General features: G+C 69.0%; 17 protein-coding genes. 10 read left to right on the forward strand and 7 right to left on the reverse strand.

Annotated features, from left to right (window positions below; translation table 11 throughout):
• Positions 1-4 precede the first annotated feature (4 nt).
• The 8 genes from mreC to LOS78_RS04620 all read left to right on the forward strand — a co-directional run bounded on the left by mreC (position 5) and on the right by LOS78_RS04620 (position 8,784).
• Positions 5-937, forward strand: coding sequence for a rod shape-determining protein MreC (gene mreC, locus LOS78_RS04585; protein WP_230375774.1), 933 nt, complete (start codon positions 5-7; stop codon positions 935-937).
• A complete protein-coding gene (locus tag LOS78_RS04590; RefSeq protein WP_230375777.1) occupies positions 930-1,460 on the forward strand; it encodes a rod shape-determining protein MreD in 531 nt (176 codons plus the stop codon). The genes mreC and LOS78_RS04590 overlap by 8 nt, the downstream gene beginning before the upstream one ends.
• A 3-nt stretch (positions 1,461-1,463) precedes the next feature.
• Entirely contained in the window at positions 1,464-3,407 is a 1,944-nt protein-coding gene (gene mrdA, locus LOS78_RS04595) for a penicillin-binding protein 2 (protein WP_230375778.1), read from the forward strand.
• A gap of 3 nt (positions 3,408-3,410) precedes the next feature.
• Positions 3,411-4,553 carry a rod shape-determining protein RodA gene (gene rodA, locus LOS78_RS04600; protein ID WP_028711191.1) on the forward strand — a complete coding sequence of 381 codons (1,143 nt, stop codon included), beginning with the start codon at positions 3,411-3,413 and terminating at the stop codon, positions 4,551-4,553.
• The gene (locus tag LOS78_RS04605; RefSeq protein ID WP_230375782.1) at positions 4,531-5,478 is read left to right on the forward strand and encodes a glyoxylate/hydroxypyruvate reductase A; all 948 of its coding nucleotides are present in this window, start codon (positions 4,531-4,533) and stop codon (positions 5,476-5,478) included. Before rodA ends, LOS78_RS04605 begins: the two co-directional genes overlap by 23 nt.
• 146 nt (positions 5,479-5,624) lie before the next feature.
• Positions 5,625-7,046, forward strand: a complete 1,422-nt coding sequence (locus tag LOS78_RS04610; protein WP_230375785.1) for a mannose-1-phosphate guanylyltransferase/mannose-6-phosphate isomerase — start codon at positions 5,625-5,627, stop codon at positions 7,044-7,046.
• 78 nt (positions 7,047-7,124) lie between these two features.
• Positions 7,125-8,123, forward strand: a complete 999-nt coding sequence (locus LOS78_RS04615; RefSeq protein ID WP_230375787.1) for an ABC transporter substrate-binding protein — start codon at positions 7,125-7,127, stop codon at positions 8,121-8,123.
• Positions 8,124-8,178: 55 nt separating this feature from the next.
• Positions 8,179-8,784 (forward strand): YitT family protein, encoded by a 606-nt coding sequence (locus LOS78_RS04620; RefSeq protein ID WP_230375789.1) that lies wholly within the window; start codon positions 8,179-8,181, stop codon positions 8,782-8,784.
• 9 nt (positions 8,785-8,793) lie between these two features.
• On the opposite strand, the gene LOS78_RS04625 is transcribed toward LOS78_RS04620, so the two are convergent.
• Both LOS78_RS04625 and LOS78_RS04630 read right to left on the reverse strand, forming a co-directional pair.
• Positions 8,794-9,138 (reverse strand): arsenate reductase family protein, encoded by a 345-nt coding sequence (locus LOS78_RS04625; RefSeq protein WP_230375791.1) that lies wholly within the window; start codon positions 9,136-9,138, stop codon positions 8,794-8,796.
• Between the two features lie 135 nt (positions 9,139-9,273).
• Entirely contained in the window at positions 9,274-10,572 is a 1,299-nt protein-coding gene (locus tag LOS78_RS04630; RefSeq protein WP_230375793.1) for a DUF3422 family protein, read from the reverse strand.
• A gap of 176 nt (positions 10,573-10,748) precedes the next feature.
• Between LOS78_RS04630 and LOS78_RS04635 the strand changes: the two genes are divergently transcribed.
• Positions 10,749-11,258 carry a murein L,D-transpeptidase family protein gene (locus LOS78_RS04635; protein ID WP_028711198.1) on the forward strand — a complete coding sequence of 170 codons (510 nt, stop codon included), beginning with the start codon at positions 10,749-10,751 and terminating at the stop codon, positions 11,256-11,258.
• A 141-nt stretch (positions 11,259-11,399) separates the two neighbouring features.
• Complete coding sequence (locus tag LOS78_RS04640; protein WP_028711199.1) at positions 11,400-11,666, forward strand: hypothetical protein; 267 nt, start codon at positions 11,400-11,402, stop codon at positions 11,664-11,666.
• Between the two features lie 71 nt (positions 11,667-11,737).
• Here LOS78_RS04640 and LOS78_RS04645 read toward each other — a convergent pair whose 3' ends face one another.
• The 5 genes from LOS78_RS04645 to LOS78_RS04665 all read right to left on the reverse strand — a co-directional run bounded on the left by LOS78_RS04645 (position 11,738) and on the right by LOS78_RS04665 (position 18,148).
• Positions 11,738-13,180: an NAD(P)(+) transhydrogenase (Re/Si-specific) subunit beta gene (locus LOS78_RS04645; RefSeq protein WP_230375799.1), complete on the reverse strand. Its 1,443-nt coding sequence runs from the start codon at positions 13,178-13,180 to the stop codon at positions 11,738-11,740.
• Positions 13,181-13,193: 13 nt separating this feature from the next.
• Positions 13,194-14,768, reverse strand: a complete 1,575-nt coding sequence (locus LOS78_RS04650) for a Re/Si-specific NAD(P)(+) transhydrogenase subunit alpha (RefSeq protein ID WP_230375802.1) — start codon at positions 14,766-14,768, stop codon at positions 13,194-13,196.
• Between the two features lie 95 nt (positions 14,769-14,863).
• The gene (locus LOS78_RS04655) at positions 14,864-15,544 is read right to left on the reverse strand and encodes a D-lyxose/D-mannose family sugar isomerase (RefSeq protein ID WP_230375804.1); all 681 of its coding nucleotides are present in this window, start codon (positions 15,542-15,544) and stop codon (positions 14,864-14,866) included.
• A gap of 10 nt (positions 15,545-15,554) precedes the next feature.
• Positions 15,555-16,004, reverse strand: a complete 450-nt coding sequence (locus LOS78_RS04660; RefSeq protein WP_230375806.1) for an isoprenylcysteine carboxylmethyltransferase family protein — start codon at positions 16,002-16,004, stop codon at positions 15,555-15,557.
• On the reverse strand, positions 16,001-18,148 hold the full coding sequence (locus LOS78_RS04665; protein ID WP_230375807.1) for a malate synthase G: 2,148 nt from the start codon (positions 18,146-18,148) through the stop codon (positions 16,001-16,003). The genes LOS78_RS04660 and LOS78_RS04665 overlap by 4 nt, the downstream gene beginning before the upstream one ends.
• Between the last annotated feature and the right edge of the window lie 93 nt (positions 18,149-18,241).

The raw sequence follows: 18,241 nt of genomic DNA on the forward strand, positions 1-18,241 counted from the left end.
GCCCATGGCGCGCAAGGGCCCTGATTACGCGGCTCCGGTCCGCCGCATCCTGGTTTCGCTGCTGGTGCTGTTCCTGCTGGCGGTGTTCCTGTTCTGGCAGATCGACAGTCCCAGGGCCGAACGCATGCGCGCGGCCTTCATCGACCGCTTCGTGCCCAGCTTCGACTGGGTGATGGCGCCGGTGACCCGGGTCTCGCGCATGGTGGCGGGCTTCCAGTCCTATGCCCGGCTCTACGAGCAGAATCAGGAATTGCGCCGCGAGCTGCAGAAGATGTCGGCCTGGAAAGAGGCCGCCGTGCAGCTGGAGCAGGAAAACGCCAAGCTGCTGGCGCAGAACAGCGTGCGGATCGATCCGGCCCTGACCTCGGTCTCGGGGGTGGTGCTGACCGACAGCGGCACGGCCTTCCGGCAATCGGTGCTGCTGAACGTCGGCGCGCGCGACGGCATCCTGGACGGCTGGGCGACCATGGACGGGCTGGGGCTCGTCGGGCGCATCTCGGGCGTCGGGCAGACCACCAGCCGGGTCATGCTGCTGACCGATCCCTCCAGCCGCATCCCGGTGACCATCCTGCCCTCGGGCCAGCACGCGCTGCTGACCGGCGACAACACCGCCCTGCCGGCGCTGGACTTCATCGAAAGCCCCGAGAACCTGCGCCCCGGCGACCGGGTGGTCAGCTCGGGCGACGGCGGCGTGTTCCCGCCGGGCCTGCCGGTCGGCCAGGTGGCGCTGGCCAGCGACGGCCGGCTGCGGGTGCGGCTGGCCGCCGATTACGGGCGGCTGGAATTCCTGCGGGTGCTGCGCAGCCACCCGGCCGAGCAACTCTCGGATACCGGACTGCTGATCCCGCCGCCGAGCGCCGATTTCATCGGCCCGCCGCTGCCGCCGCTGTCCGACCTGCAAGCGGCCGGCGCCGAGGCCGAGGCCGCGGATGATTGAGCCGGCCCGCCGCCAGCGGCTGCTGGGACAGGCGCTGTTCGTGGCGCTGTTCCTGGCGATCCTGTTCTGGCGGCTGCTGCCGCTGGCGCCGGGCCGCATCGGCTGGCCGGGGCCGGACCTGGGGCTGTGCCTGGCGCTGGTCTGGGTGCTGCGCCGCCCCGAACAGGTCCCGGTGCTGACCATCGCCGTCCTGTTCCTGATCGAGGACATCCTGCTGCTTCACCCCATCGGGCTGGGCGCAGCGCTGGCCGTGATCGGCACCGAGGCCGCCCGCAAGCGCGAGCAGCGTTGGCGAGAGCTGCCTTTCATGGTTGAATGGTTGCGCGTGGCGATGCTTCTGGCCTTGATGATGGTGGCGAACCGCTTCCTGCTGGTGATCTTCTTCCTGCCCCTGCCGCCCTTCGGGCAGGTGATCCTGCAATACATCGCCACGGTCGCGGCCTATCCGCTGGTCGCGGGGCTTGCCGGCTGGGTGCTGGGCCTGCCGCGTGGCCGCGCCGAACGAGACACGAGGCATCGCTGAGCCATGCGCAAGTCGGAACGCGAAATCGCCGAAAGCAGCCGCCTCATCACCCGCCGGGTGCTGATGCTGGGGGCGATCCAGGCAGCGGTGGTCTCGGCACTGGGGCTGAAGCTGCGCTCGATGCAGATCGAGCATGCCGACCAGTATCGCATGCTGTCGGACGGCAATTCGATCAAGATCCGGCTGCTGCCGCCGGCGCGCGGGCTGATCCTGGACCGCCACGGCACGATCATCGCCGGGAACGAGCAGAACTACCGCGTCACCCTGACCCGCGAGGAGGCCGGCGACATCTCGACCGTGATCGCCCGGCTGCGTCACATCATCCCGATGTCCGACCGCCAAGCCGCCGAGATCCTGGAAGAGATCCGCAAGCGCAGCGCCGTCACCCCGGTGCTGGTCGCCGACCGGCTGAGCTGGGCCGAGTTTTCCTCGATCGCGCTCAACGCCCCCGCCCTGCCGGGCGTCACGCCCGAGGCGGGCCTGTCGCGCAGCTATCCGCGCGCCGGCGATTTCGCGCATGTGCTGGGCTATGTCGGCCCGGTCTCGGATTACGACCTGTCGAAGATCGAGGATCCGGACCCGGTGCTGCGCCTGCCCGAGTTCCAGCTGGGCAAGGTCGGCATGGAGGCCAAGCTGGAGGAGTCGCTGCGCGGCAAGGCCGGCTCGCGCCGGGTCGAGGTGAACAGCGCCGGGCGCGAGATGCGCGAGCTGTCGCGGCAGGAAGGCCAGCAGGGCGCCACGGTGCAGACCACGCTGGACGCCGGGCTGCAGAATTACGCCACCCAGCGGCTGGGCAACGAAAGCGCCGCCGCCGTGGTGATGGACGTGACCAATGGCGACATCCTGGCCATCTCGTCCTCGCCGGTCTTCGACCCGAACAAGTTCGTGCGCGGCATCTCGGGGCCGGATTACCGGGCGCTGATGAACCACGACCACCGGCCGCTGGCCGACAAGACCGTGCAGGGCGTCTATCCGCCCGGCTCGACCTTCAAGATGGTGACGCTGCTGGCCGGGCTGGAATCCGGGGTGATCAATCCCGGCTCGCGCTTCTTCTGCCCGGGCTATACCCAGGTCGCCGGCCGCCGCTTCCATTGCTGGAGCCGGGGCGGCCACGGCACCATCGATGCGGTGCGCAGCCTCGAACAGTCCTGCGACGTCTATTACTACGAGCTGGCGCAGCGCGTCGGCATCGACCGCATCGCCGCCATGGCGCGCAAGCTGGGCATCGGCGTGCGCCACGAGCTGCCGATGTCTGCCATCGCCGAGGGCATCGCCCCCGACCGCGCCTGGAAGCGGGCGCGCTATTCCCAGGAATGGCAGGTCGGCGATTCGCTCAACGCCTCGATCGGCCAGGGCTATGTGCTGGCCTCGCCGCTGCAACTGGCGGTGATGACGGCGCGGGTGGCGACGGGGCGGGCGGTGGCGCCGCGGCTGGTGCGCGCCATCGACGGCCAGGCCGAGCCGCTGCCGGAATGGCCGGAGCTGGACATCAACCCGCTGCACCTGCGCACGGCGCGGGCCGGCATGGACGCGGTGATGAACGGCAGCCACGGCACGGCGCGGCGCTCACGCATCATCGCGCCGGAATGGCAGATGGCGGGCAAGACCGGCACCTCGCAGGTGCGCAACATCACCGCCGCCGAACGCGCCCGCGGGGTCATCTCGAACGAGCAGCTGCCCTGGAACCGGCGGGACCATGCGCTGTTCGTCTGCTTCGCGCCCTATGACATGCCGCGCTATGCGGTCTCGGTGGTGGTCGAGCATGGCGGCGGCGGCTCGGCCGTGGCCGCGCCCATCGCCCGCGACATCCTGCTTTACGCGCTGGCGGACGGGCTGCCGCCGCTTTCCGCCTATCCCGAGGGCGAGCGCGCCAAGGTGCAGGAGATGTGGTCGCGCATGAACCTGATCCCCTCGGCCCGCAAGGGGCAAGAGCGCGCAAAGGCCTGACGCATGAGCTATCTCGACTATCACGTCGCACAGGTGCCGACCGGCTGGCGCAAGATCCTGCATCTGAACTGGCCGCTGGTCTTTCTGGTCACCGCCGTCAGCTGCATCGGTTTCCTGATGCTCTATTCCGTCTCGGGCGGCGAGATGGACCGATGGGCCGGGCCGCAGATGGAACGCTTCGCCGTCGGCATGGTGCTGATGTTCGCGCTGGCCTTCGTGCCGATCTGGTTCTGGCGCTCGATCTCGGTGGCCTCTTACGTGATCTGCGTGGGCCTGCTGATCCTGGTCGAGGTGATCGGCCATGTCGGCATGGGCGCGCAGCGCTGGCTGGTGCTGGGGCCGATCCGCATCCAGCCGTCCGAGCTGACCAAGGTGGCCTTCGTGATGACGCTGGCCGCCTATTACGACTGGCTGCCGGTCGAAAAGGTCTCGCGCCCGTTCTGGGTGCTGATCCCGGTGATCCTGATCCTGCTGCCGACCGGGCTGGTGCTGATGCAGCCCGACCTCGGCACCTCGATCATGCTGATCGCCGGGGGCGGCATCGTCATGTTCGCCGCCGGCGTCAGCCTGTGGTATTTCGCCGGCGTCGTCGCCATCGTCGTCGCCGGCATCACCGCGGTGATGGAGAGCCGGGGCACCGACTGGCAATTGCTGCACGATTACCAGTTCCGCCGCATCGACACCTTCCTCGACCCAAGCTCGGACCCGCTGGGGGCCGGCTACAACATCGCCCAGGCGCAGATCGCGCTGGGATCGGGCGGCTGGTCGGGGCGCGGCTTCATGCAGGGCACGCAGTCGCGGCTGAACTTCCTGCCCGAGAAGCATACCGACTTCATCTTCACCTCGCTGGCCGAGGAATTCGGCTTTGTCGGCGCCGGCTCGCTGCTGATGCTCTATGTGCTGATCCTGGGCTTCTGCATGTATTCGGCCCTGACCAACCGCGACCGCTTCGCCAGCCTGATGACCATCGGCATCGCCGGGACGTTCTTCCTGTATTTCTCGATCAACATGGCCACGGTGATGGGGATGCTGCCCGCCAAGGGCTCGCCCCTGCCGCTGGTCAGCTATGGGGGGACCTCGCTGATGATCCTGCTGATGGCCTTCGGCATCGTGCAATCGGCCCATGTCCACCGGCCGCGGGGCTGACCGGATGCGGGTGCTGTTCGCCGCCCCTGCCCGGCTGTGGGACGCCTGGGCGCCCGCCCTGCGTGCCGCCTGCCCCGAGATGGATCTGCGCCGCGACGGCGATCCGGCCGGTTTCGACGCGCTGATCTATGCGCCCGGCTATCCCGAGGACGGCGCCACGCTGGATTTCACTCCCTTCACCCGCGCCCGCGTCGTGCAAAGCCTCTGGGCGGGGGTCGAGCGCATCGTGACCAACCCGACCCTGACGCAGCCGCTGTGCCGGATGGTCGATCCGGGCCTGGCGCAGGGCATGGTGGAATATTGCACCGGCTGGGCGCTGCGGGCGCATCTGGGCATGGACCGCCATGCGCAGGACGGGGTCTGGCGCAACCACCTGACCCCGCCGCTGGCCGCCGGGCGCGGCGTCACCGTGCTGGGCATGGGCGAACTGGGGCGGGCCGTGGCCTCGGCCTTGGCGGGGCTGGGTTTCCGGGTCACCGGCTGGTCCGCATCCGGCCGCGCCGTGCCGGGGATCGAGGTCCTGCCCGGCGCGGCCCTGCCCGAGGCCCTGCGCCGCGCCGAGATCCTGGTCTGCCTGCTACCCGACACGGCCGAGACCCGCGACCTGCTGAACGCCGAACGGCTGGCGCTGCTGCCGGCGGGCGCGACGATCATCAATGCCGGGCGCGGCACGCTGATCGACGAACCGGCGCTGATCGCGGCGCTGGACCGCGACCCGGCGGCGCGCGCGGTGCTGGACGTGTTCCGGCACGAACCCTTGCCGCCAGAACATCCGTTCTGGCGCCATCCGCGCATCACCGTCACCCCGCATGTGGCGGCCGAGACCCGGCCCTCCAGCGCCGCGCCGGTCGCGGCCGAGAACCTGCGCCGCGCCATGCGCGGCCAGCCGCTGCTGCATCTGGTGGACCGGGCGCGGGGCTATTGACCGGCGGATTTGCCGCTTCGGGCCCGGCATGCTATTCCGGGGACCACGCCCCGCCGCCCTGACGGTTTGCGCAAGTTGCGCGCGAAAGGCTGCCGGCGGATAACGAAAGCGGATGAAACGGCCCCCGGGCCGATGGAGCGATTTTCATGACGATCACCCCTGTTCTGCTGGCCGGAGGATCGGGCACCCGGCTGTGGCCCGTCTCGCGCAAGAGCTTTCCCAAGCAATTCGCGCCCTTGGTGGGCGAGGAAAGCCTGTTCCAGGCCTCGGCCCGCCGGCTTCACGGTCCGCGCTACGGCGCGCCGCTGGTGATGACCAATGCCGATTTCCGCTTCATCGTCGCCGAGCAGCTGGACCAGATCGGCATCGCGCCCGCGGCCATCCTGATCGAGCCCGCTGGCCGCAACACCGCCCCCGCCATCCTGGCCGCCGCGCTGAGCGCCGCCGAAAAGGACCCCGATGCGGTGCTGCTGGTCGCGCCCTCGGACCATGTGGTGCCCGATGCCGAGGCCTTCGGCCGCGCCGTCGATCTGGGCCTGCCCGCCGCGCAGGCGGGCCGCATCGTCACCTTCGGCATCGCCCCCACCCGGCCCGAAACCGGCTATGGCTACATGGAGGCCGAGGACGAGGGCGAAGGCCCGCTGGTGCTGAAACGCTTCGTCGAGAAGCCCGATGCCGAGAAAGCGGCGCAGATGATCGCGCAGGGCAATTTCCTGTGGAATGCCGGGATCTTCCTGTTTGCCGCCCGAACGATGGTCGAGGCGTTCAGGGCCCATGCGCCGGAATACCTGCCCCCCGTCGAGGCGGCGCTGGCCGAGGCCCAGACGGATCTCGGCTTCCTGCGGCTGGCGCCCGAGCCCTGGGAGCAGCTGCCCGACCGCTCGGTGGATTACGCGGTGCTGGAAAAGGCCGACAATCTGTCGGTGGTGCGCTTTTCGGGCTATTGGTCGGATCTTGGCGGCTGGGACGCGGTCTGGCACGAGGCGCAGGCCGCCGCGCCGGCCGAACGCGGCGCCGTCACCGACCGCCGCTCGACCGCCATCGATTGCGACAACGTGCTGCTGCGCTCGCAGGACGAGGGGATGGAGGTGGTGGGCATCGGGCTGAAGGACGTGATGGTCGTTGCCACCAAGGACGCGGTGCTGGTCGCCGGCATGGACCGCGCGCAAGAGGTCAGGAAGGCGGTCTCGGCGCTGAAGGCCAAGGGCGCCCGGCAGGCCGAGACCTTCCTGCGCGACCACCGCCCCTGGGGCTGGTTCGAGACGCTGGCGCTGGCCGACCGCTTCCAGGTCAAGCGCATCGTGGTCAACCCGGGCGGCGCGCTGTCGCTGCAATCGCATTTCCACCGTTCGGAGCACTGGATCGTGGTCAGCGGCACGGCGCGGGTGACGGTGAACGACACCGAGACGCTGGTGACCGAGAACCAGTCGATCTATGTGCCGCTGGGCGCCGTGCACCGGATGGAGAATCCCGGCAAGGTGCCGATGGTGCTGATCGAGGTGCAGACCGGCGCCTATCTGGGCGAGGACGACATCGTGCGCTACGAGGACATCTATTCGCGCGACTGACGCCGCTCGCGGCATCGTGCGGCGCGATTGCTTGCGCCGCTGAACCGGGCCGTCTAACCATGGCCGGCGATGAGACGGATGACGAAATCCCTGCTTCCCGCCCTGGCCCTGACGCTGGCCGCGCTGACTGCACGGGCCGGGGAACTGACCGTGCAGCTGCGCGGCCCGGCCCTGGCAGAATCCGCCGGCTTCCTGCTGGCCGAGGCGCGCGGCCATTATGCCGAGGAAGGGCTGACCGTCACCCTGCGCCCCGCCGACGGCGCGCCGCCCTTCGAGGCGCTGGCGCGGGGCGAGGCGGACCTGGCGGTGGAATGGCTGCCCACCGCGCTGCTGGCGCGGGAAAACGGCCTGCCGGTGGTCAATATCGGCCAGATCTTCGCCCATCCGGCGCTCCGGCTGACCTGCCTGCGCGAGACGGGCGTGGCCGGCGCCGCCGATCTGCGCGGCAAGACCATCGGCAGCTGGTTCGGGGGCACGGACTATCCGCTGCGGGCCTGGCTGAACCGGCTGGGACTGGTCCCCGACGACAGCCTGTCCGGCGTCGCGCTGCTGGCGCAATGGCCGGGCGCCGAGATGCTGCGCCAGAAGCAGGCTGCCTGCATCAGCACGCTGAGCTACGACCCGCTGCCGGGCGAGGGCCTGATCGAGCTCGACCCGCGGGACCAGGGCGCCTCGGTGCTTGAGGACGGGCTTTACGTTCTTGCCGGGCAGCTGGCCGGGCCCGAGGCCGAGGCGCAACTGGCGGGATTTCTGCGCGCCAGCATGAAGGGCTGGCGCGAGGCGGCGGAAAATCCCGAGGAAACCGCGCGGCTGATCCTCGGCCCCGATCCGGACGAGGCGGCGGTGCAGCGGCAGGCCGCAATGCTGCGCCGGATCGGCCCGCTGCTTTCGGCCGGCGGGGCGCTGGACGAGGCGGAATACCGCCGCACGGTCGAGGCCCTGCGCGTCGGCGGGTCCCAGGCCGTGCTGCGCCGCGACCCGAGCGACGCCTTCACCGCCCGGATCTCGCGGAAGGCGGCCCCGGCCGAGGCTGCCGCCGTTGCCGCCGAGGGACCCGACGTCACGCCCCTGCGCTGATCCGTCCCAGCCCGCCCCCCTTGCCGCCCCTCGCCGCCGCGGGCAAGAGGGGCGGATGAGCGACACATCCCCCCGCCGCCACAGCCCGATCGAGGACGCGCAAGGTCTGGCCTATGGCAGCTTCATGGCCGCGACCGGCGTGCTGCTGCTGACCCATCTGGGCTTCGTCACCGGCCAGACGGCGGGGCTGGCGATCCTGATCTCCTATGCCACCGGCTGGGGCTTCGCGCCGGTGTTCTTCGTGGTGAACCTGCCCTTCTACTGGCTGGGCTACCGGCGGCTGGGGCTGGGCTTCATGCTCAAGACCTTCATCGCCGTGGCGGCGATGTCGGTCCTGGTCGCGGTCCTGCCGGCCGGGCTGGAATTCGGCCATGTCCATCCCGCGGTGGGCGCGGTGCTGGTCGGATTCCTGACCGGTTCGGCGCTGCTGGCGCTGTTCCGGCACGGCGCCTCGCTGGGCGGGATCGGCATCGTGGCGCTGTATCTGCAGGACGCGACAGGCTTTCGCGCCGGCTGGACGCAGCTGATCTTCGACGCCTGCCTGTTCCTGGCGGCGCTGATGCTGCGCGACTGGCAAAGCGTCGCCTGGTCCTTTCTGGGCGCGCTGGTGCTGAACCTGGTGATCGCGATCAACCACCGCCGCGACCGCTATGTCGTGTGAAGGGGCGGCCTAGGCCGCCACCCCCAGCGCGCGCTTGACGTTCGCGGTCCAGCCCAGCAGGCGCTTGTTGTCCTGGACGATGGCCGGGCGCTTCATCAGCGAGGGCTTGGCCGAAAGCATCTGCAGGGGCGTGCCTGCGCGCTCCTCCTCGGACATGCCGCGCCAGGTCAGGCTGGCGCGGTTGACCAGCTTCTCGCCGAACTCGGCGATCATGCGCTGCCATTCCTCCCGGTCCAGCGGCGCCTTGGCCACGTCGCGGAATTCGACCTGCCAGCCCGCGGCCTCCAGCTCGGCCTGCGCCTTCTGGCAGGTCGAGCAATGGCCGAGGCCATACATCATGAGCCGCCCCGCCATCAGACGAAGGGCACCAGGGGCACGCCGCAGGCCGCAAGGGCCAGCACCGCGCAAAGGGAAAGGGCCTGTCTCACCGATTCTCTCCTTCTTCGGGTCACGGATTGCGCGCCTTATCGGCCAAGCCCGCGGCCGGCGCTAGTGGCCGCTGCCGTCATGCAGCCGCGCCCGGATGCGCCGCATGCCCAGCCAGACGCCAAGCACCGCGACCGGCGTCAGCGCCGCGACCAGCACCGCCTTGTCGATATGCAGCGCATGGGCCAGCGGATAAAGCGCATAGCCCAGCAGGCCGACCGCGTAATAGCTGATCGCCACGACCGACAGCCCCTCGACCGTGTGCTGCAGCCGCAATTGCAGGTCGGCGCGGCGGTCCATGCGCTGCATCAACTCCTGATTCTGGGCGCTGCGCTGCACGTCGACGCGGGTGCGCAGCAGCTCGCCGGCGCGCTCGCTGCGGTCCAGCATGGCCGAGAGCCGCTTCTCGGCCGATTTCGCGGTCCGCATGGCGGGCAGATAGCGCCGCGCCATGAACTCGGTCAGCATCTGCCCGCCGAGAAAGCGCGACTCGCGCAGCGAGGCGACGCGGTCCATGACGATGGCCTCATAGGCCGCATTGGCGCCGAAGCGGAAGGCGTGCTGGGTCGCCGCGCTCTCCAGCCGGGTCGAGACCGAGAGCAGGTCTTGCAGCACCGCGTCGGCGGGGCGGCTGTCGTCGCTCATGCCCTGGACGATGTCGCTGAGCTGCGGGTCCAGCGCGTTCAACTGCCGGGTCAGTTCGCGGGCGCGGCCCAGGCCCAGCATGGACATGGCGCGATAGGTTTCGAGATCCAGCAGGCGCTGGACGATGCGGCCGATCCGGCCCGATTGGGTGCCGGGCTTGACGAACAGCGCAAAGCGCATCCAGCCGGCCGGATCGATGCGGAAATCGCCGGCCACCACCGCCGCCTCCTCCAGCACCCAGACCGAGGCCATGCTGTCGGCCGCGAACCATTCCGACAGGCGCGGCAGGATGTCGGCCGGATCGTCCGGCAGGATATCGACCTGGATCATCACCGCGGCAATGCGCTTGCCCGGCGCGTGGTGCTGCCAGTCATGCGGAAAGATCGCCCCGGCCGAGGGGTCGAAGGGCCGCGGCGGCAGGCCGGGCGCGAAGGCGGCATAGGTGACGAACTCGGTATGGCTTTCCCAGCGCAGCTGATGGCGGCCCAGCTGCGCCGCGTAATGCCCGGCGCTGGTGTCGGGGCGCGGCGCGCCGTGCCGGGCGCAAAGCTCGGCCAGATGCGCCACGTCCCGGGCCCGGTCGCGGTTGGCGGCGTCGCGCGGCTCCTTGATCGCCAGAAAGACCGCGGTGCAGGGCGCCCGAAGCCGCGGCGAGGGCCGGGCATGCAACTCGTTCACCAGGGCGTAACGCTGGGGGTGTTCGTCTTCGTCGTTCATGGCCGCATGATTAGCCGCGGCCATCTTTCCCGCAACAGGAAAGCCCGGCGATTTCGCGGCGCTGGCAAATCTGCCACGCCGCCGCCCGGCGCATCAGGATTTCGTGAAGCCTGCCGCATTGCCCAGCGGGCGCGGGACAGGCAAAATAAGGCAAAACACCGGATCGAGGGCATCGCATGACAGGCTGGCTGAGTCGCATCTGCGCCATCGCGCTTATCCTTGGGCTTGCCGCCTGCGCGCCCAGCAAGTTCAAGACCTATTCCGGCCCTCCGGTCACGCAGGTCGTGGTCAACAAGGGCGCGCGGCAGATGCTGCTGCTCAGCGGCAATACGGTGCTGAAAGCCTATCGCATCGGGCTGGGCAACGAGCCCATAGGCCACAAGCAGTTCGAGGGCGACGGCAAGACCCCCGAGGGGCTCTATTTCATCGACCGCCGCAATCCCGACAGCCGCTACCACCTGTCCATCGGGATCTCCTATCCCAATGCGCAGGACAAGGCCCTGGCGGCAGCCATCGGGCGCAGCGCCGGCAGCGACATCTTCATCCATGGCCAGGGCCCCGAGGGGCGGGCGCTCTCCAAGCTGCGCCACGACTGGACGGCCGGCTGCATCTCCGTCACCGATGCCGAGGTCGAGGATATCTACGCCATGGTGCGCGACGGCACGCCGATCCTGATCACGCCCTGAGCCTTTCGGCCAGCGGACGAACCGGGCCGGCGCGATACGCGCATGGCTTGTATGGCAGACCTGTTCAAAAGGGCATATACTCATCGCGGCCGCCGCGGATTAACACATGTCTGAAATGTTGATCCTCGAATGCCGGCGCCCATGTATCTGCCCCCCATCATCCACGACGCCCTGATCGATTCGGCCGAGACCGAGGGCTATGTGCCCGGCACCATCGAAAGCATCATGCGTTTCGGTCCGCATTCGCGCTGGCGGGCGGGGGCCATCGCCCAGTCGGGCGAGGGCTCGCTTGCGCTTGCCACGCGCTGCGCGCTGCTGATCCCGCGCAAGGGCAAGCGCACCCGCAAGCTGGCACTGCATCCCGCCCTGCCCACCGATGTCATCAAGTCGATGCTGGATGCGATCTGAAGCCGGGACCCGGGACTAAAGGCGCGGATATGAAAAAGCGGGCCTCGCGGCCCGCTTTCGTCATTCCCCCCTCACTCGATCATGGGCAGGAGCTGGTCGATGGATTTCTTTGCGTCGCCGTAGAACATGCGGGTGTTTTCCTTGTAGAAGAGCGGGTTCTCGATGCCGGAATAGCCGGTGCCCTGGCCGCGCTTGCTGACGAAGACCTGCTTGGCCTTCCACACCTCCAGCACCGGCATGCCGGCGATGGGGCTGTTGGGGTCCTCCTGCGCCGCCGGGTTCACGATGTCGTTCGAGCCGATCACGATCGCCACGTCGGTCGAGGGGAAATCCTCGTTGATCTCGTCCATCTCCAGCACGATGTCATAGGGCACCTTGGCCTCGGCCAGGAGCACGTTCATGTGCCCCGGCAGGCGGCCCGCCACCGGATGGATGGCGAAGCGCACGGTCTTGCCCTTGGCGCGCAGCTTGCGGGTCAGCTCCGACACCGATTGCTGCGCCTGCGCCACCGCCATGCCATAGCCCGGCACGATGATGATCTCGTCGGCATCGTTCAAGGCCGCCGCCACGCTGTCGGCGTCGATGGCCACCTGCTCGCCCTCGATCTCCATCGCCGGGCCCGCCTCGCCGCCGAAGCCGCCCAGGATCACGCTGACGAAATTGCGGTTCATCGCCTTGCACATGATGTAGCTCAGGATCGCACCCGAGGAGCCGACCAGCGCGCCCACCACGATCAACAGGTCGTTGCCCAGCGTGAAGCCGATCGCCGCCGCCGCCCAGCCGGAATAGCTGTTCAGCATCGACACCACCACCGGCATGTCGGCGCCGCCGATGCCCATGATCAGGTGATAGCCGATGAAGAAGGCCAGCAGCGTGATCAGCAGCAGCCACGGCACCGCCGGCCCGATCCCGGCGCAATAGAGGATGCCCAGCAGCACCGACAGCGCCGCCGCGCCGGCGTTCAGCATATGCCCGCCCGGCAGCTTGCGGGGCTTGCCGTCGATCTTGCCCGCCAGCTTGCCGAAGGCCACCACCGAGCCGGTGAAGGTCACCGCGCCGATGAAGATGCCCAGGAAGACCTCGACCTTCAGCATGGCGATCTCGGCCGGGGTCTTGTGCGCCAGCACCGCGGCGAAGCCCTCGAAATGCGCGGCGGCATCCGTGGCGCGGGCGCGGATCACCCGCGCCAGCTCGAACTGGGCGTTGAAGCCGATCAGCACCGCGGCCAGGCCGACCAGGCTGTGCATGGCCGCGACCAGCTGCGGCATCTCGGTCATCTGCACCCGCTTGGCCACGACCCAGCCCACGGCGCCGCCGATGGCCAGCATGACCAGCGTCAGCCCCCAATTGCCATAGCCCGGCCCGATCAGCGTCGCGACCACCGCCAGCGCCATGGCCGCGATGCCGTACCAGACCGCGCGCTTGGCGCTTTCCTGGCCCGAGAGCCCGCCCAGGGACAGGATGAACAGCACGGCCGCGACCACATAGGCGGCGGTGGTGAATCCGTATTCCATGCGCCCTCTCCCCTTACGACTTCTGGAACATGGCGAGCATCCGGCGCGTGACCAGGAAGCCGCCGAAGATGTTGACGCCCGCCATCAGCACCGACAGCGCCGCCAGAAGCACCACCAGCCAGCCGCCCGAGCCGATCTGCAGCAGCGCGCCGACGATGATGATCGAGGAGATGGCGTTGGTGATCGCCATCAAGGGCGTGTGCAGCGAATGGCTGACGTTCCAGATCACCTGGAAGCCGACGAAGACCGCCAGCACGAAGACGATGAAATGCGACAGGAAGCTTGCGGGCGCGAACAGCCCCACCAGCAGCATCAGCACCGCCCCCGCGCCGAGCAGCGTCACCTGGCTGCGGGTCTGGGCGCGGAAGGCGGCGATTTCCTGCGCGCGCCGTTCCTCGGGGGTCGGCTCCTTGGGCTTTTCCTTGGGCTTCGCGGCGGCGATGGCCGCGACCTTGGGCGGCGGCGGCGGCCAGGTCACGTCGCCGTCATGGGTGACGGTCGAGCCGCGGATCACGTCGTCCTCCATGTTCTGGACGATGACGCCGTCCTTGCCCGGCGTCAGGTCCGAGAGCATGTGGCGGATGTTGTTGCCATAAAGTACAGAGGCTTGCGCCCCCATCCTCGACGGGAAATCGGTATAGCCGATCACCACCACGCCGTTTTCGGTGACGATGCGCTCGTCCGGGACGGTCAGCTCGCAATTGCCGCCGCGCTCGGCCGCCAGGTCGACGATGACCGAGCCGGTCTTCATCGCCGCGACCATGTCGGCGGTCCACAGCTTCGGCGCGTCGCGGCCGGGGATCAGCGCCGTGGTGATGACGATGTCCATCTCGGGCGCCAGTTCGCGGAACTTCTCGAGCTGCTTTTCGCGGAACTCGGGCGAGGAGGGCGCGGCATAGCCGCCGGTGGCGGCCCCGTCCTGCACCTGGTCCTGGAAGTCCAGATAGACGAATTCCGCGCCCATCGATTCGATCTGCTCGGCCACCTCGGGGCGCACGTCGAAGGCATGGACCTGCGCGCCCAGGCTGACCGCGGCGCCGATGGCGGCAAGCCCGGCGACGCCGGCGCCCACCACCAGCACCTTGGCCGGCGGCACCTTGCCCGCCGCCGTCACCTGGCCGGTGAAGAAGCGGCCGAAATTGTTCGCCGCCTCGATCACCGCCCGGTAGCCGGCGATATTGGCCATCGAGCTCAGCGCATCCATCTTCTGCGCCCGCGAGATGCGCGGCACCATGTCCATGGCGATGGCGGTGACGCCCTGCTCGCGCGCCAGCTCCAGCAGGTCCGGGTTCTGCGCCGGCCAGAAATGCGAGATCAGCACCTGGCCGCGCCGCATCTGCCGCAGTTCCCCGGGCTCGGGCGGCCGCACCTTGACCACCACGTCCACCGCGCCGATCAGCGCCGCGGCGTCCGGCAGAACCGCGACCCCGGCCGCCTCATAGGCCGCGTCCGAAAACCCCGCACGAACCCCGGCGCCCGCCTCGACGTAAACCTCATGCCCAAGCTTCTGCAGATGCGCCGCAGAGGACGGAGTCACCGCAACACGCGCCTCACCCCCAAAACGCTCTCTCAATCCGCCGATCTTCACCAGGCGATCTCCCCTGTTAGCGACTTCCAACGTCCCCCATAGCAGAGCGCAATAATCTTTCACAAGGGCGTGACGGCGGGAGCGATCCGGAAATGTTACGTCACGTCAGAATCGTAATCGCTGACCAGAAGGTGCAGCGGCGCCTCGTCCTCGACGACATTCGCGAACCTGCCGATGGGGGCCGCGAAGATATTGTCGGTCAGATCGTCGTTTACCGTCGAGACCTCGCCGATCAGCACCGGCCCGCCCTCGGCCCAGAATTCATGCCAGTCCCCGGGCCGCAGGGTCACGGATTCGCCCGGCCCCAGCCGCAGCACCCCGCCCGCCGCCACCTCGCGCGGGATGCCGTCGCAATCGACCCGGCAAGGCGCATTGCGGTCCATGCGGCCCTGCGCGTCCGAACCGCAGAGCCGGATGGCCAGGGTGGCGCCCCAGCGGTTGATGATATCCTCGGTCTTGATGACATGGGTATGCATCGGGCTGATCTGGTTTTCCTGCGAAATCAGCAGCTTTTCGGCATAGACCATGCCCCGCCCGGCCTGCAGGTCGGCCAGCCGGCCATTGCGCAGGGTAAAAAGAAACAGACCGAGCCGGTCGAAATCGCCCTGGCCGTAATCGGTGATGTCCCAGCCCAGCCGCCCCTCGCGGATGGCGGGGGTGGCGCGGGCGCGGAACTCCTCGGGGCTCCAATGCGCGAAGGGCGGCAGGTGGAAGCCTGCCTTGCCGATCAGCTCGGCCGCCTCGGCCATGATGCGGTTGATGCGCGTGCGTTCCATGATGACCTCCCTAGATCCAGCGCCTGACCTGCATCCTATAGCGGTCATAGGCGGAACCGAAAGCCGCGGCAATCACCGCCTCTTCGCGCAGGATGAAGCGGCGCTGCAGGAACAGGGCAAAGGCCGGCACCACCAACAGCCCCGCGGGCGCCGCCAGCGCCAGCATCAGCCCGGCCAGCAGAATCACGTCGCCCAGATAGATCGGATTGCGCGAGAAGCGGAACGGTCCGCCGGTCACCAGCGCCTCGGGCCGGCGGCCGGGCATGACGGTGGTGCGGGCCCGCGCCATTGTCAGCGCCGCCCAGAGCATCAGCGCCAGCGCGGCACCGATCAGGACCAGACCCGCCCCGCGCAGCCCTCCGGGCAGGGGCAGCGGGATCAGCCATCCCGCCCCCGCCCCGGCCAGCGCGAAAAGCGCCAGCCAGACCGGCGGCAGGGCGGCCAGCCGCGCGACGATCACGCGGCCTGCTGCGCCCGCTCGGCCTTGGCCTGCAGGCGGCGGGCATGCAGCACCGGCTCGGTATAGCCCGAGGGCTGCATGCGGCCCAGGAAGACCAGGTCGCAGGCCGCCTGGAAGGCCACGCCGTCATAGCCGGGCGCCATGGGCAGATAGGCCGGGTCGCCGGCGTTCTGGCGGTCCACCACCGCGGCCATCTTGCGGAAGGCATCCATGACCTGCCGGTCGGTGACGATGCCGTGATGCAGCCAGTTCGCCAGCGACTGGGCCGAGATGCGCAGCGTGGCGCGGTCCTCCATCAGGCCCACGTCGTTGATGTCCGGCACCTTCGAGCAGCCGACCCCCTGGTCAATCCAGCGCACCACATAGCCAAGGATGCCCTGGCAATTGTTCTCCAGCTCGCGGGCGATCTCCTCCTCGCTGTAGTTGCGGCCGCCGGCCAGGGGGATGGTCAGCAGGTCATCCAGCCGCGCGGGCCGGCGCAGGGCCGCGATCTGCGCCTGGCGGGCGAAGACGTCGACCTTGTGGTAATGCGTCGCGTGCAGGGTCGCTGCGGTCGGGCTGGGCACCCAGGCGGTGTTGGCGCCGGCCATGGGATGGGCGATCTTCTGCTCGAGCATCTCGGCCATGCGGTCCGGGATCGCCCACATGCCCTTGCCGATCTGCGCCTTGCCGGCCAGCCCGCAGGCCAGACCGATATCGACGTTGCGGTCCTCATAGGCGGAAATCCAGGGCTGGGTCTTCATCTCGCCCTTGGCGAGCATGGCGCCCGCCTCCATCGAGGTGTGGATCTCGTCCCCGGTGCGGTCGAGGAAGCCGGTATTGATGAAGGCCACCCGGTGCTTCGCGGCACGGATGCATTCCTTGAGATTGGCCGAGGTGCGGCGCTCCTCGTCCATGATGCCCAGCTTGACGGTGTGACGCGGCAGGCCCAGCACCTCCTCGACGAAATCGAAGGTCTCGGAGGCGAAGGTGACTTCCTCCGGCCCGTGCATCTTGGGCTTGACCACATAGATCGACTGCGTGACCGAGTTCTTCGGCCCCGCGCGGTCCAGGTCGCGCTTGGCGCAAAGCGTGGTGACCATGGCGTCCAGCAGGCCCTCGAAGACCTCGTTGCCCTCGCGGTCCAGCACGGCCGGGGTGGTCATCAGGTGGCCGACATTGCGCACCAGCATCAGCGCCCGGCCCTTGGCGGTGACCTCCGAGCCGTCGGGCGCGGTGAAGGTCACGTCCGGGTTCAGGCGGCGGGTGAAGGTCTTGCCGCCCTTCTCGACCTCTTCGGCCAGGGTGCCGTCCATCAGGCCCAGCCAGTTGGCATAGGCCAGCGCCTTGTCCGCGCCGTCGACGCAGGCGACGGAATCCTCGCAATCCATGATCGCCGACAGCGCCGATTCGATCACGATGTCCGCGATGCCGGCCTTGTCCTGCCCGCCGACCGAGGTGGACGGATCGAGGACGATGCGGATCAGCAGCCCGTGGTTCTTCAGGAAGATGTCGGTCGGATTTTCGGCCTCGCCGCGATGACCGGCGAACTTGGCGGCGTCGCGCAGTGCCGGGACCAGCGCGCCATTCCTGACCGACAGCCCGTCGATCCCGTCCCAGGAGCCCTCGGCCAGCGGCGCGGCGGTGTCGAGGAAATCGCGGCCCCAGGCGATCACCCGGTCGCCGCGCGCGGCGTCGTAGCCCTTGCCCTGCGGCAGGTCGCCCAGGGCATCGGTGCCGTAAAGGGCGTCATAAAGGCTGCCCCAGCGGGCATTGGCGGCGTTCAGCGCGTAGCGCGCATTGGTGATCGGCACCACCAGTTGCGGCCCCGCGATGCTGGAGAATTCCGGATCGGTCTCGGGGGTCTCGATCTGGAAATCCTCGCCCTCGGGGACCAGATAGCCGATCTCGGTCAGGAAATCGCGGTATGCGCCGGCATCCTTCGGCTCGGCGCGATGGGCGATATGCCAGGCGTCGATGGCCGATTGCAGCTCGTCGCGCTTGTCCAACAGCGCCCGGTTGCGGGGGCCGAACTCATGGATCAAAGTCGAGAGCCCTTCCCAGAAACGGCGCGGCTCGACGCCGCTGCCGGGCAGCGCACGTTCGTTGATGAAGGCGGCAAGCGTCTCGTCGACCCGCAATCCTGCCTTTTCCACGCGACCCATGGCATTTCCCCTTGCTTCAAATGTCCGGCTGGCTTGGTGCACCGTGGTATGCCAAACGGCCGCCCGTTTCAACCGGCCCGATCCTCAAGCGTT

It is taken from the genome of Paracoccus sp. MA (genome assembly GCF_020990385.1).
Lineage (GTDB): Bacteria > Pseudomonadota > Alphaproteobacteria > Rhodobacterales > Rhodobacteraceae > Paracoccus.